Here is a 14,130-nt window from a genome sequence, read left to right on the forward strand (position 1 = left end):
GGCTACTCGCTCTCGTAGGTGACCAGCGCGTGGACGGGGCGCGGCTCGAGCGCGGCACGGCCGGGCAGGAACGCGAGCTCCACGAGGAACGCGCAGCCCGCGACGGTGCCGCCGAGCTGCTCGACGAGCTCGCACAGCGCGCGGGCGGTCCCGCCGGTGGCCAGCAGGTCGTCGTGGACGAGGACGCGCGCCCCGTGGGCGACGGCGTCGCTGTGCAGCTCCAGGGCGTCGGTGCCGTACTCGAGCGCGTACTCGGCCCGGACGGTGGTGTGCGGGAGCTTGCCCGGCTTGCGGGCGAGCACGAAGCCGCAGCCCAGCTCGCGGGCGAGCGCCGGTCCGAGCAGGAAGCCGCGGGCCTCCGCCCCGATGACGACGTCCGGGGCCAGCGGGCGCGCCGCCGCGGCGAGGCCGCGGACGGCCGCGTCGAGCGCCACGGGGTCGGCGAGCAGCGTGGTGATGTCCTTGAAGCCGATGCCGGGCGACGGGAAGTCCGGGATCTCCCGGATCGCCGCGCGCAGGTCGACGGCTTTCGGGTCGGGCGTGCTCACCCGGCGATCTTGCGCAGGTCGCGGATCAGCAGCAGGTGCTTGAGGTGCGTGGTGACCGCGGCGAGGTTCTCGAGCGCCTCCAGCGCCTCCTTGCGGCGCTCGACGTTGCGCGAGCGCAGCGCCGGCGCGAGCAGCTGCTGCAGCAGCGCGGCCTCGCGGTCGGCGGAGGTGCGGAACACGCGCAGGTTGCGCCCGCCGACGCCGTAGCGGGCGAGCTCGGCGACGGCGCGCACGATCTCCCGCTCGGTCTCGTCGTAGTACTTCGTGCCGGCGCGGAGGTCGCCGCGGATGACGCCGTACTCCTCGAGCTCCTGCACGAGCTTCGGGTCGGCGCGGGTCTCCTCGACGACGTCGGCGAGCGAGTACATCGGGGCGTTGGGGCTGACGGTGACGCTCGTGCGGCGGCGGGCGCGCGGGTCGGCGCCGGGGCCGGACGGGGCCGGGGTGGCGCGCTCGTCCTCCTGGGCGCGGCCGGAGGCGAGCTCCTGGCGGATGACGCGCAGCGGCAGGAACTCGTCGCGCTGGAGCCGCAGGATCGTGCGCAGCCGCTGGACGTCGGAGGCGCTGTACAGCCGGTAGCCGCCGGGCGTGCGCCGCGGCTGCAGCAGCTTCTGGTCCTCGAGGTAGCGGATCTTCGAGATCGAGATGTCGGGGAACTCGGTCTGCAGCGACTTGCAGACCGCCCCGATCGTCATCGACTTGCGCGGCCGCTCGGACGGCTCGGGGTCGGGCTCGCCGGGACCACCGATCGGGTCGAGGTGCGGCTCGGCCACCGACATCAACGGGTGAGGAACGTGAGCTTGTACTTGCCGATCTGCAGCTCGTCGCCGTCGGCGAGGCGCTGGCTCTCGATCCGCTGGCGGTTCACGTAGGTGCCGTTGAGCGACCCGAGGTCGTCGAGGTGCCAGTCGGCGCCACGACGGACGACGAGCGCGTGGTCGCGGGAGACGGTGACGTCGTCGAGGAAGACGGCGGAGTCGGGACGACGGCCGATCGAGTGGCGCTCGCCGTCGAGCGGGAAGCTCTCGCCGACCCGCCCGCCGCCGGCGCGGATGACGAGCGCCGCGCCCTGCGCGACGACGTCGTCGAGGTCGACGGGGATGAACTCCCCGGTCTCCCCCACGCGGTAGGTCGCCGTCTGGGACTCCCCGGACTCCGCGGTGCCGGTCGCGCCGATGTACGCGCCGCACTTCTGGCAGTAGTTCGCGCCCTCCGCGTTGACGAAGGCGCACTCGGGGCAGTGGACGGCCACGTTGCTCGCTTCCCTCCCTGGGGCTCGGGGCTAGACGCCCGTGTCCTCGCCGGCGGCGCGGCCCGCGAGGATGTCGGTCAGGCGCTGCACGTCGGCCCCGGTGATGACCTCTTCACCGGTCTCGTGCTTCTTGCGCAGCCGGTTGACGAGCTCGGCGCGGAGGATGTCGATCTTCCCGTGGAGGATCCGACGCTTGTAGGAGATGTCGATCTCCTCCTCGGTGAGCTGCTGGATGAGGTCCTTCAGCTCCTGGTCCGACAGGGACCCGAGGTCCGGGAAGGTGTCCATGCGTGATCTCGCTCCTGCGCGCGGTGGGTGGAAGGTGTCCGCGGCCGCGCGAGCATACCAGCGGGCTCCGAAGGGTCAACCAGAGCTTGAGGGTGCACCGTTCCGTGCAGCGATCTGGCGGCGCGCCTCACGGATGTACAGGACGGTCGCGGTCCAGCCCAGGCCGAGGCCGAGCACGAGGCTCGCCACCGCCAGCCAGTGCAGGTCGACGAGCGCGAAGAAGATCGCCCCCATCGTCGGTCCGACCGCGAGCCGCCCGGGCCAGTTGATCCGCAGCGTCGCGCCGCGCTTCAGCGCGTAGCGGCCGCCGAACAGCATCAGCACCTCGCGCGCGACGACGAGCGCCAGCGCCCAGCGGGGCAGCAGCTCGAAGTTCCAGACCACGACGACGCCGGAGATCACGAGCATCCGGTCGACGATCGGGTCCAGCAGCGCGCCGAACCGCGAGTACTGACCGGTGATCCGTGCTGCGAACCCGTCGAGGTAGTCGCTCCAGCCGATGACCGCGAAGATGATCGCCGGCAGCGCGTCGGTCCCGGACTCGGAGCCGAGCGCGAGGACGAGGAACACGGGGATCAGCAGGGCCCGCACGAAGCCGATCGCGTTCGGGATCGTCCAGACGTTCCAGGGCGCGTCCTCGAGCGTGGCGCGGGGCGGCGGGCCCGAGCGGTCGAGCCCGAACAGCCGCCGCGCGGTCATGCGGATGTCCTCGGTGCGCTCGAGCGTCGTCTCGCGCGCCTGCTCGACGCGGCCGCGCGCGGTGTCGCGCGCCTGCTCGACGCGCTCGCGCGTGTTCTCGCGGGCCTGCTCGACGCGTTCGCGCGGCGTCAGGGGAGGGTCGCCCACAGCTCCTGCACCGCCTCGGCAGCGCCCGCGACGGGGACGCCCTCCTCGTGGTCGACCTGGCCGCGGCGACCCTGCGCCTCAAGCCGGCCCGACTCCAGCGAGCGGCGGCCGAGCGTCAGCCGCAGCGGGCAGCCGAGCAGCTCGGCGTCGGCGAACTTCGCGCCGGCGCCACCGTCACGGTCGTCGTACACGACCTCGATGCCCGCCTCCTGCAGCTCGGCGTAGAGGGCGTCGGCGGCCTCGCGCTCGGGCGACCCGGCCTTGCCGAGCGACACGAGCTCGACGTCCCACGGCGCGATCGCCTTCGGCCACGCGATCCCGCGCTCGTCGGCGAACTGCTCGACCGAGGCGGCGGCGATCCGCGCGGGCCCGATGCCGTAGCAGCCCATGACGACCGGCTGCTGCTTGCCGTCCGGGTCCAGGTAGGTGGCGCCCAGCGGCTCGGAGTAGCGAGTGCCGAGCTGGAAGATGTTGCCGATCTCGATCGCCGGCTCGATGCGGACCGGGACCCCGTCGACGGTGTCGCCGAGCACGACCTCGCGCACGTCCCCGCGCGTGAAGCCGAAGTCGCGGCCGGGCCGCACGCCCTGGAGGTGCACGCCCTCCTCGTTGGCGCCGGTCGTGTACGAGGCGCCGTCGTCGTCGCGGACGGCGAGGTCGAGCAGCACGTCGACCTGCGCGCCGACCGGGCCCAGCGAGCCGGGCGGGCCGAGCCGCTCGCGGATCTCCTCCTCGGTGGCGGGCCGCCACGGCGCGCCGAGGTGGTTGCGCAGCTTCGTCTCGGAGATCTGGTGGTCGCCGCGCACGAGCACGAGCAGGAACCGGTCCTCCCCCGCGACGACCGGGAACGACTTCATCTGCGCCCCGTGCGGGATGCCCAGCAGCGAGGAGACGGCCTCGATCGTGCGCGCTCCGGGCGTCTCGACGCGGACCGGGGCGTCCAGCGGGGCGGGCAGCTCGACGACCTGCGCGTCGGCGCTGGCGATCTCGAGGTTCGCGCTGTAGGCGCCGGCGATGACGACGTCGTCCTCCCCCGCGGCGCACGGGGCCATGTACTCGTGCGCCATCGTGCCGCCCATCATCCCGACGTCGGAGCGGCACTCGACCCACTCCAGGCCGCAGCGGTCGTAGATGCGGGCGTAGGCGCCGCGGTGGTGCTCGTAGGTCTCCTCGAGGCCCGCCTGGTCGCGGTCGAACGAGTAGGCGTCCTTCATGACGAACTCGCGCGTGCGCAGCACGCCGGCGCGCGGGCGCGGCTCGTCGCGCTCCTTCGTCTGGAAGTGGTAGAGGACCTTGGGGAGCTCGCGGTAGGACTTCACCACCTGGGCGACGTGGAAGGTCACCGCCTCCTCGTGGGTCATCGCGAGCACCATGTCCGCGTCCTTACGGTCGCGGAGGCGCATCAGCTCAGCGCCGACGGTGTCGTAGCGGCCGGAGCGCTTCCACAGCTCGGCGGGCAGCAGGACCGGCATGAGCATCTCCTGCCCGCCGATCGCGTCCATCTCCTCGCGGACGATCTGGACGATCTTCTGGTGGACCCGCCAGCCGGCCGGCAGCCAGCTCCACAGGCCCGCGCCGATCTGCCGCACGAGCCCGGCGCGCACCATCAGCTGGTGCGAGAGGGCCTCGGCGTCGGCGGGCGGCTGGCGCTCGGTGGGCAGGAGCAGGCTGGAGAGACGCGTCATCGGCCGGGCAAGCGTATCCGCGTTGCGACGGCGTCAGCCGCGCGCCACGCGCTCGCAGCCGCGGACGCGGTCGCGGCGGTCGACGCGGGCCTGGTCCGAACCGCGACCGCAGTCGACGGTCTCCGCGGTGCGGTCGCGCGCGTCGACGCGGTCGTCGCCGTCGCCGGCCTCGACGCGGTCCACCCCGGGGCCCGGCAGCAGGAGGTCCGCCCCGGCGCCGCCGAGCAGCCGGTCCCGTCCGAGCCCGCCGCGCAGGGTGTCGGCGCCCGGGCCGCCCTCCAGCCGGTCGTTCCCGGCGGCCCCGGCGAGGCGGTCGTCCCCGGTGCCGCCGTCCAGGACGTCGCTGCCCGGCCCGCCCTCCAGGCAGTCGGGGCCGTCGCCGCCGCGCAGCAGGTCGCGGCCCGCCCGGCCGATCAGCCGGTCCCCGAAGCCGGTGCCGTTCAGGACCTCGTCGTCCCCGGTCCCGGTCTGGACGTTCGCGCACGGAGCGACGGTGAACGGGCGCGCGGCGGGCGCGACGCTCTCGGCGGTGAGGCGGGTCTGCGCGGCGGCGGACTCGTCGCCGGCGACGAGCTCGGTCCCCCGCGCGCTCGCGCGCGCCTGTGTGCGGGCGACCGCGTCGACGGGCCCGGACAGCGTCACGGTGACCCTGACGGCGTCCCCGGGCGCGAGCCGGCCGAGCGCGCAGCGGGTCACGACGTCGGCCGTCGGCGCGCACGCCCCGGGGGCGTCCACGGCGGTCGGCGTGGCGCCCTCGACGGACTCGAGGTCGAGGACGGCCGCCTCGGCGGGGCTGGCGCCGCGGTTGCGAACGACGTAGACGTGGCTCAGCGGCCGCCCGGCGACCGCGTAGGCGGGCGCCGACGCGCTCGCGACGAGGTCGATGGCGCAGGCGCCGACGCGCGCGGGATCGGCGGGGCAGTCGTCCTGGGTGAGGTCGCCGTGGCCGTCCCCGTCGGCGTCGGGCTCGAGGTCGCCCGCGAGCTGGAGGTCGCCCGGGGAGCCCGCCGCCGCGTCGGGGGCGCGCGACGGCGCGCCGACCGGCCAGGCCGGAGGCTCCGCGACGACCGCGGCCGCACCCGTGACCGCGGAGGCGACGGCGATCGGCGGCAGCGTCGCGCCGCGGACCGCGAGCAGGTCGCCCTCGCGGACCGCGAGCCGCACCGGCCAGCGCTGGACCCCGGTGCCGCCGTCGAGCGCCCGGCCCGCGGCGGCGGCGACCGGGCGCAGCAGGCCCGCCCCGTCCGGGCGCAGGACGCGAACCTGGAGCTCGTCGGTGGCCCCGGCGGCGGCCCGCAGCCGGATCGCGACGAGGACGCCGTCGCGTGGCATGCCCGCCGGACGGCCGGCGGCGTCGCGGACGAGCGCGACGGTGCAGGCGGTCGCGTCGGCGCCCGGGCACGGCTGCCCTCCGGCGCCGGCGACCGCGACGAGGGTCGGCTGCCCGACCGGCTCGGCGGCGGCAGCGGCCGCCGGGACCGCCGCGGCGACGGCCAGGAGGAGCGCCAGCGGACGGGCGCGGAAGGCGATGCGTGGGACCCCCATCGGCCGGGGATGATGACCGCTGGCCCGGTCGGCGCGCGGCGGCGTCCGGGGCAGCGCGACGCCGAGGGATAGGCTTGGCGTGCGTACCACCCGACACACCTCCAGGAGAACTCCATGGCCTTCACCGTTCCCCCCGCTCCCCTACGCCTTCGACGCGCTCGAGCCGCACATCGACGCGCAGACGATGGAGATCCATCACGACAAGCACCACCAGGCCTACGTCGACAAGCTCAACGCCGCGGTCGAGGGCACCGAGTGGGCCGACAAGTCGATCGAGGAGATCGTCGCGAACCTCGACAGCCTCCCCGACGACAAGAAGGGCCCGGTCCGCAACAACGGCGGCGGCCACTACAACCACAGCCTGTTCTGGGAGTCGCTGAGCGGCTCCGGCGGCGGCGCCCCCGATGGGGAGCTCGGCGCGGCGATCGACGAGGCGTTCGGCTCGTTCGACGCCTTCAAGGAGCAGTTCGAGGCGGCCGGCGTCGGCCAGTTCGGCTCCGGCTGGGCGTGGCTCGTGCTCGACGGCGGCACGCTCGCGGTCACCAGCACCCCGAACCAGGACTCGCCGCTCACCGCGGGCAAGACCCCGCTGCTGGGCAACGACGTCTGGGAGCACGCGTACTACCTGAAGTACCAGAACAAGCGCCCGGACTACCTGAAGGCGTTCTGGAACGTCGTCGACTGGGCGAAGGTCGCGGAGCGCTTCGCCGCCGCGAAGTAGCAGTCGTCCCGGACATCGCGCGCCGTCCGTCCACCCCGGCGGGGCGGCGGCGCGCCCCCGGAACTCCGACGCTACTCTCGTGTTCCGACCCGCGGGAACGGTCGCTCCAGGCCGCCCGCCCGTCCGAGCACCCGACCTGAAGCCGGAGCCCGATGTCCCACCGCCGCACCACCGCCCGCCGCAGCCTCGTCCTCGGCCTCGTCGGCCTCGGCCTGCTCGCGCCGTCCGGCGCCCAGGCCGCCCAGAACCAGCTGGGGATCATCCAGGACGACGACCTCCTCGTGTACCGCGACGACGCCACGCGTGACGCGGCGATGCGGCAGATGAAGGAGATCGGGGTCGACGTCGTGCGCGTCACCCTGCTGTGGGATCGCGTCGCCGAGGGCGCCCGCGACACGAAGGCGCTGGACAAGCGGTTCCGCAAGCTCGGTGCCGACGACCCGCGCGCCTACCCGAAGCTCAACTGGGACCGCTACGACCGGCTCGTGCGCGCCGGCAAGACGTTGAAGATCGGCGTCCTGTTCAACATCACCGGTCCCGGCCCGAAGTGGGGTCACGGCAAGGCGCCGGCCGGCACGAAGTCCGCGGTCGCGAAGGCCTGGAAGCCGAAGGAGCGCGAGTACTACAAGTTCGTGCAGGCGGTCGGCAAGCGCTACAGCGGCAAGTTCAAGGACGAGAACGACGGGCGCCAGCGGCTCCCGAAGGTCCAGCTCTGGTCGCTGTGGAACGAGCCCAACCAGGCCGGCTGGCTCGCGCCGCAGTGGGAGAACAACAAGCCCGCCTCCCCCGCGCTCTACCGCAAGCTGTGGTTCTTCGGCCGTCGCGCGCTGACCTCCACCGGGCACGGCGGCGACCTCATCCTCGCGGGCGAGACGGCGCCGATCGGCGTCGCCGAGCAGACCGCGAAGTCGCCGATGCGGCCCAAGCGCTTCCTGCGCGAGTTCTTCTGCCTGGACGGCAACGGGGCCGGCTGCACCGACTTCGACAAGGAGGGCCCGGTCCAGGCCACCGCGTGGGCGCACCACCCGTACACGAAGAAGAACGCGCCGTTCCAGCGCGAGTCCGACCCGGAGGCGCTGACGCTCGCGAACATCGACGAGCTCGGCGCGCTGCTCGACGAGGCGGCCGCGAAGGGCCGGGTCAAGCAGGGCCTGCCGATCATGTCGACGGAGTTCGGCTACGAGACGAACCCGCCGGACCCGTTCCAGGGCATCTCGCTGGCCGACCAGGCCCAGAACATCGTCCTCGGCGAGTTCCTCACGTACAACAACCCGCGGATCCTCGGCCACTCGCAGTTCCTGCTGCGCGACGTGTCGCCCGTGCGCAAGCACAAGAAGGACTCCAAGGCCTACTGGTTCACCTACCAGTCCGGCCTGTTCAACCGCACCGGCACCGCGAAGCCCGCGGCGGGCGCGTGGTCGTTCCCGCTGACCGCGTTCACCACCGCGGTCGTGGACCCGGCCACCGGCCTGCGTGACGTCTCCGTGTGGGGCATGCTGCGCTTCCGGCCCAACGACCGGCCCGCCGGCGCCCAGGACCAGGTCACGATCCAGTGGCTGTCGGCGGACGGCACGAGCGGCTGGCTGCCGGTCGGGCCCGGCCCGGTCACGGTGACCAACGGCCACGGCTACTTCCAGGCGGCGGTGCAGACGCCCGGCCCGGGCTCGATCCGCGCGGTGTGGTCGAACCCGAACGAGAAGCCGTTCGTCGCGGTCAGCACGATCGGCAAGATCGGCTGAAACTCCGCAATCCGGGGGACCGCGTAGCGTTCCAGCTTCGATGCAGCGGTTCCTGATCTCCCTGGCGGCGGCCTGCGCGGTCGCCGCCACCATCGCGACCCCGAGCCAGGCGGGCAAGCAGCAGCTGTCGGTCTTCCAGGACGACCGGCTGCTCGTGCTGTCCGGTGACAGCACGCGCGAGCGGACGCTCGACGACCTGCAGGAGCTCGGGGTGGACACGATCCACTCGGTCGCCTTCTGGCACAAGATCGCCCCGGCCCCGACCTCCCGGCGGCGGCCCAGCGGCTTCGACGGCAGCGACCCGGCGGCCTATCCCGCGGAGTTCTGGGACAAGTACGACGGGCTCGTGCGCGGCGCGTCGGTGCGCGGCATGGACCTCATCCTCAGCCCGTCGGCGCCGATCCCCTCGTGGGCGTCGGGCTGCCCGACGACGCGCCTGGCGCTGCGCCGCACCTGCCGCCCGAATCTCACGCAGTTCAAGCGCTTCGTCGCTGCGCTTGGCACGCGCTACTCCGGCGAGTACGCGGACGAGAACCAGGGTCGCGGCACGCTCCCGCGGGTCACCCGCTGGTCGGTGTGGAACGAGCCCAACCAGGGCGGCTGGCTCACCCCGCAGTACGCGCGGGTCAAGGGCCGCGTCGTGTCCGTCAGCCCGGTGATCTACCGCGGGCTCGTGCGCTCGGCGCTGAAGGCGCTGCAGCAGACCGGGCACGGCTCCGACGACATCCTGCTCGGCGAGACCGCGCCGCTGGGGCGTCGCACCGGCTCGCTGTCGACCCGTCCGACGCCGCCGACCGAGTTCCTGCGCGACCTGCTGTGCCTCGACGCGCGCGGGCGCAAGCTCACCGGCAGCCGCGCACAGACGATGGACTGCCGGGGCTTCACCCGCATCGGCGTCAGCGGGGTCAGCCACCACCCGTACACGCGCGGCGGCAGCCAGCCCCCGACGGCGAAGGGTCTGCCGACCGAGATCACGATGTCCTCGGCGTCGCGCCTGAAGGCGATCCTGACCGCCGCGGGCCGTCAGCAGCGCCTGCGCAGCGGCCTGCCGATCTGGTACACGGAGTACGGCTTCCAGACCAACCCGCCGGACGAGCTGTTCGGGGTGTCCCTCGAGGAGCAGGCGCGGTTCATCAACCAGAGCGACTTCCTCGCCTACCAGGACCGCGCCGTGCGCTCGGTCGCCCAGTACGAGCTGCGTGACGAGGCGAACCTCGCCTCGTTCCAGACCGGCCTGCGGTTCAACGACGGCCGCCCGAAGCCCGCGTTCGCCGCGTACCGGCTGCCGATCTGGGTGGCCCGCTCGACCGGCGGCCGGCTGCGCGTCTGGGGCCAGGTGCGCCCGGCGGCCGACGACGCGCTGGAGGACGTCGAGGTGCAGAACGACCCCGACGGGAGCGGCGACTTCAGCACCGTGGAGACGGTGCAGACGACCGACGCCAAGGGCTTCATCGACGTGCGCGTGCCGTCGCGCGGCGGGACCTGGCGGTTGCGCTGGACCCCCAAGGACGGCGGCGCGACCGTCACCTCGCGCGTGGCTCGCGTCGGGGGCTGACGGGCGCGCGATGGGGCGGTCCGGGCTGCGCGCCGCGCTCGGGCTGCTGCTCGTCCTGCTGACCGGCCTGTCCGTGCCGGCGGCGGCGCCCGCGGCCCGGGACCTCGAGGTCGGGATCGCCGACGACGCGGTCTTCCTGCACCGTCCGGCGCAGGCCCCGCGGATCGTGCGCCGCTGGAAGGCGCTCGGGGTCGAGGTCGCGCGCGTCCACGCGCGCTGGATCGTCATCGCCCCCCGCCCCCACGACCGGCGCCCGCCGCGCGGCTTCAACGCGACGGCGCACACCGACCCGGGCTACAACTGGGCGACACTCGACCTCGCGGTCGACACGCTGCGGGCCGCGGGGATCCGGCCGATGGTCTCGATCACCGGGTCCGGGCCCCTGTGGACCAGCCTCGAGCCCCGACGGGGCAACCACCGCTGGAAGCCCGATCCGGCACAGTTCGCGGCGTTCGCGCACGCGGTCGCCACCCGCTACCGCGGCCGGGTGCACCGCTACATCGTCTGGAACGAGCCCAACCAGGCGGCCTGGCTGCAGCCGCAGTTCACCTGTCGAAGCGGGCGGTGCGCCCCGTTCTCCCCGCACCACTACCGGCGGCTGTACCGCGCCGCGTACGACGCGGTCAAGCGGGTCGACCCCGGCGCGCAGGTGCTGACCGGGGCGCTCGCGCCCAAGGGCTCCAACCCGCGCCGGCCGAACGCCGCGATGCGCCCGCTGACCTTCCTGCGCGCGATGTCGTGCGTCTCCGAGAGCTACCGGCGGCTGCGCAGCGGCGGCTGTCCGCGGCAGGGGGCGCTGCGCAGCGGCGGCTGTCCGCGGCAGGGGGCGCTGCGCACCGACGGCCTCGCCTACCACCCGCACGGCGTGCAGCGCGCCCCCCGACCAGCGCAACCCCCAGCGCGACGAGGCCGGGCTCGCCGACCTGCCGCGGCTGAAGGCCGCGCTCGACCGGTCGGTCGCCCGGGGCATCCTGCGCGGCCCGTCGCGGCGCCGCCCGCTGGACCTCTACCTGACCGAGTACGCGTACCAGACCAACCCGCCCGACCGGGCGATCGGCGTGTCGCTGGCCAAGCAGGCCCGCTGGCTGGCGCAGTCCTCCTACCTCGCGTGGCGCGACCCGCGCGTGCGCACGCTCGCCCACTACGAGTGGCGCGACGAGAAGATCTCGCGCAAGGCGCCGACCGGGACACGGGCGTACGCCTCGTGGCAGTCCGGGCTCCTCTTCGCCGACGGCCGCCGCAAGCCCGCGCTCGCCGTCTTCCCGAACCCGCTCTGGGCGTTCACGAGCGGTGCGCGCGTGCGCCTGTGGGGCCAGGTCCGGCCGGGCGAGGGCCGCACCGGCGTCGTCGTGCTGCGCCGGCGCGCCGGGTCCCGCACCGCCCGACCGGTCGCGCGGGTGCGGACCGACCGCCGCGGCGTGTGGACCACGTCGCTGTCGCGGCGCGGTGCGCGCCGCGGCGACACGTACGCGTTCCGCTACGTGCTGCCGCCCGCCGTGACCGGCCGGGCGACCCCGCTGCGGCGGACGACGCCCGCGCTGCGCCCGGCGGGCGTCCGGCCGCGGACGCGCTGACGACCGACAGGCCCCTAGGCGCGGGTGAAGCGCCGGCCTGCGGTCGGCGAGCTCTGCTCGTCGACCGCGGCCGCGGCCTCCTCGGCCTCCTTCTTGGCCTGCTCGGCCTCGAGCGCGGCGAGCCGCTCGGGCGTCATCGCCTCCGCGTCCTCGTTCTCGGCCAGCCACTGCTTCGCCTCGGCGGCGGCGCGCTCGTCGACGACGACGGTCTTGCCCGCCTCGTAGTAGCGGTCGATCTCGGCGAACAGCTCCTCGACGAGCCGGTCGGTCGGCACCTTCTTCAGCGGCTCGCCCTTGGAGAAGATCATCGCCGCGTCCTTCGCGCCGGTGATCCCGAAGTCCGCGTGGCGGGCCTCGCCGATGCCGTTGACCGCGCAGCCGAGGATCGACACCTCGATCGGGTCCGCGTAGGCCTCCAGGCGCCGCTCGACCTCGGCGACGACCGAGTCCATGTCGAACTGCAGCCGCCCGCAGGTCGGGCACGCGATGAGCACCGGGCCGCGCTCGCGCAGCTTCAGCGCCTTGAGGATCTCCCAGCCGACCTTGACCTCCTCCTCCGCGTGGAAGGTGGAGAGCGAGATCCGGATCGTGTCGCCGATGCCGTCGGCCAGCAGCGTGCCGAGGCCGACGGCGCTCTTCAGCGAACCCGACCACTTCGTGCCCGCCTCGGTGACGCCGAGGTGCAGCGGGTACGGGATCTTCTCGGCCATGATGCGGTTCGACGCGATCGTGTTCGGCACGCTCGTCGACTTCATCGACAGCTTGAAGTTCTCGAACTTCAGCGACTCCATCAGCGCGACGGTCTCGAGGCCCGCGGCGACGAGCGCGTCGACCGGGTTGGTGAACTCGAGCTCGCGCAGGTGCTTGGGCAGCGACCCGGAGTTGACGCCCACGCGCAGTGGGACGTCGGCGCGGCGGGCGGCCTCGACGACCTCGGCGACCTTGTCGGGCCCGCCGATGTTGCCCGGGTTGATCCGCACGCAGTGCGCGCCCGCGTCGATCGCCTTGAGCGCGAGCGTGTGGTTGAAGTGGATGTCGGCGATGATCGGGATCGGCGACTCGGCGACGATCGTCTTCAGGGCCTCGACGTCCTCGTCGCGCGGGACGGCGACTCGGACGAGGTCCGCCCCCGCCTCGGCGACGCGGCGGATCTGCGCCATCGTCTCCGGCAGGTTCGCCGTCTCCGTCTTGGTCATCGTCTGGACGGCGACGGGGGCGCCGCCCCCGATCGGGACGCCGCCGACGTGGATCTGGCGCTGGGAAGCCATATGCCCAGTGTACGCCCGTTAGGGTCTCGGCCGATGACCGCGCAGCCCGTCAACCTCCACGACTACGAGGCGCTGGCCGCGGAGCGGATGCCGCCCGGACCGCACGCCTACTACGCGGGCGCCGCCGGGGACGAGCGCACGCTGCGCGACAACCAGGAGGCGTTCGCGCGTCACCGCCTGCTGCCGCGGTGCCTCGTGGACGTCAGCGGCGTCAGCGCCGCGACGACCGTGATTGGCACGCCGGTGTCGATGCCGGTGCTCGTCGCGCCGACCGCGCTGCAGAAGCTGGCGCATCCGGACGGCGAGGAGGCGATGGCGCGGGCCGCGGCGCGGGCGGGCACGATCATGACCGTCTCGACGATCGCGACGACGCGCCCGGCGGACGTCGCCGCCGCCGCGCCCGACGCGCCCCGCTGGTTCCAGGTGTACGTCCTGAAGGACCGGGGCGTGACCCGGGCGCTGGTCGACGAGGCGATCGACAGCGGCTACCGCGCGCTGGTGCTGACCGTCGACGCGCCGCGCGCGGGCCGGCGCGAGCGCGACCTGCGGGCCGGCTTCTCGGTCCCGCCCGGGATCGACATGCCGGCGGTGTCGGCGGCGCTGGGCTCCACCACCGGGATCGACGCGGCAGGGTTCTTCTCGCTGATGGACCTGACGCTCACGTGGAAGGACCTCGAGCGGCTCGTGCAGGACAGCCCCGTGCCGGTGCTGGTCAAGGGCATCCACCACCCGGCCGACGCGGACCGCGCGGTCGAGCACGGGGCGGCGGGCGTGATCGTCAGCAACCACGGCGGCCGCCAGCTCGACGGGGTGCCCGCGAGCATCGACATGCTCGGGCCGGTGGTCGACGCGGTCGGCGACCGCGTCGAGGTGCTGATGGACGGCGGGGTGCGCCGCGGCACCGACGTGCTCACGGCCCTGGCGCTCGGCGCCCGCGCGGTGCTCGTCGGCCGCCCGATGCTCTGGGGGCTGGTGGCCGACGGCGAGGACGGCGCGGCCCATGTGCTCGAGCTCCTGCGCGCGGAGCTCGAGCTGGGCATGACGCTGCTCGGGACGCCCGGGCCGGGCGACGTCTCCGCCGCCCACCTGGCGCCCTGAGCGGTCGCGGT

14 protein-coding genes are annotated in these 14,130 nt (G+C 74.1%); 5 read left to right on the forward strand and 9 right to left on the reverse strand.

What is annotated here, in order from left to right:
- Positions 1–2 precede the first annotated feature (2 nt).
- From GKE82_RS03000 to GKE82_RS03030, 7 genes are all read right to left on the reverse strand, one after another.
- Entirely contained in the window at positions 3–548 is a 546-nt protein-coding gene (locus tag GKE82_RS03000) for an adenine phosphoribosyltransferase (protein WP_107571143.1), read from the reverse strand.
- Positions 545–1,321, reverse strand: coding sequence for a MerR family transcriptional regulator (locus GKE82_RS03005; protein ID WP_309233360.1), 777 nt, complete (start codon positions 1,319–1,321; stop codon positions 545–547). Before GKE82_RS03005 ends, GKE82_RS03000 begins: the two co-directional genes overlap by 4 nt.
- A gap of 5 nt (positions 1,322–1,326) precedes the next feature.
- A complete protein-coding gene (locus tag GKE82_RS30530) occupies positions 1,327–1,800 on the reverse strand; it encodes an FHA domain-containing protein (protein ID WP_107571145.1) in 474 nt (157 codons plus the stop codon).
- A gap of 30 nt (positions 1,801–1,830) precedes the next feature.
- Positions 1,831–2,088 (reverse strand): hypothetical protein, encoded by a 258-nt coding sequence (locus GKE82_RS03015; protein WP_107571146.1) that lies wholly within the window; start codon positions 2,086–2,088, stop codon positions 1,831–1,833.
- 75 nt (positions 2,089–2,163) lie between these two features.
- Positions 2,164–2,934: a CDP-alcohol phosphatidyltransferase family protein gene (locus GKE82_RS03020; RefSeq protein WP_233243948.1), complete on the reverse strand. Its 771-nt coding sequence runs from the start codon at positions 2,932–2,934 to the stop codon at positions 2,164–2,166.
- On the reverse strand, positions 2,916–4,619 hold the full coding sequence (locus tag GKE82_RS03025) for a proline--tRNA ligase (protein WP_154732290.1): 1,704 nt from the start codon (positions 4,617–4,619) through the stop codon (positions 2,916–2,918). Before GKE82_RS03025 ends, GKE82_RS03020 begins: the two co-directional genes overlap by 19 nt.
- A 33-nt stretch (positions 4,620–4,652) precedes the next feature.
- On the reverse strand, positions 4,653–6,164 hold the full coding sequence (locus tag GKE82_RS03030; protein WP_154732291.1) for a calcium-binding protein: 1,512 nt from the start codon (positions 6,162–6,164) through the stop codon (positions 4,653–4,655).
- A gap of 79 nt (positions 6,165–6,243) precedes the next feature.
- Between GKE82_RS03030 and GKE82_RS03035 the strand changes: the two genes are divergently transcribed.
- The 3 genes from GKE82_RS03035 (at position 6,244) to GKE82_RS03045 (ending at position 10,179) form a co-directional block, all read left to right on the forward strand.
- Positions 6,244–6,885 carry a superoxide dismutase gene (locus GKE82_RS03035; RefSeq protein ID WP_309233361.1) on the forward strand — a complete coding sequence of 214 codons (642 nt, stop codon included), beginning with the start codon at positions 6,244–6,246 and terminating at the stop codon, positions 6,883–6,885.
- Positions 6,886–7,037: 152 nt separating this feature from the next.
- Positions 7,038–8,624 (forward strand): hypothetical protein, encoded by a 1,587-nt coding sequence (locus GKE82_RS03040; RefSeq protein ID WP_154732292.1) that lies wholly within the window; start codon positions 7,038–7,040, stop codon positions 8,622–8,624.
- A 40-nt stretch (positions 8,625–8,664) separates the two neighbouring features.
- Complete coding sequence (locus GKE82_RS03045; RefSeq protein ID WP_154732293.1) at positions 8,665–10,179, forward strand: hypothetical protein; 1,515 nt, start codon at positions 8,665–8,667, stop codon at positions 10,177–10,179.
- Here GKE82_RS03045 and GKE82_RS03050 read toward each other — a convergent pair.
- Positions 10,148–10,390 (reverse strand): hypothetical protein, encoded by a 243-nt coding sequence (locus GKE82_RS03050; protein ID WP_154732294.1) that lies wholly within the window; start codon positions 10,388–10,390, stop codon positions 10,148–10,150. The two genes, GKE82_RS03045 and GKE82_RS03050, sit on opposite strands and share 32 nt — an antisense overlap.
- 847 nt (positions 10,391–11,237) lie before the next feature.
- Between GKE82_RS03050 and GKE82_RS03055 the strand changes: the two genes are divergently transcribed.
- Positions 11,238–11,753, forward strand: coding sequence for a hypothetical protein (locus GKE82_RS03055; protein ID WP_154732295.1), 516 nt, complete (start codon positions 11,238–11,240; stop codon positions 11,751–11,753).
- 14 nt (positions 11,754–11,767) lie between these two features.
- On the opposite strand, the gene ispG is transcribed toward GKE82_RS03055, so the two are convergent.
- Positions 11,768–13,021: a flavodoxin-dependent (E)-4-hydroxy-3-methylbut-2-enyl-diphosphate synthase gene (ispG, locus tag GKE82_RS03060; protein WP_107571152.1), complete on the reverse strand. Its 1,254-nt coding sequence runs from the start codon at positions 13,019–13,021 to the stop codon at positions 11,768–11,770.
- A 33-nt stretch (positions 13,022–13,054) separates the two neighbouring features.
- Here ispG and GKE82_RS03065 point away from each other — a divergent pair, with 33 nt between their 5' ends.
- Positions 13,055–14,119, forward strand: coding sequence for an alpha-hydroxy acid oxidase (locus GKE82_RS03065; protein WP_154732296.1), 1,065 nt, complete (start codon positions 13,055–13,057; stop codon positions 14,117–14,119).
- Positions 14,120–14,130 lie beyond the last annotated feature (11 nt).

The organism is Conexibacter sp. W3-3-2 (genome assembly GCF_009707605.1).
In the GTDB taxonomy this organism is placed as follows: Bacteria; Actinomycetota; Thermoleophilia; order Solirubrobacterales; family Solirubrobacteraceae; genus Paraconexibacter; species Paraconexibacter algicola.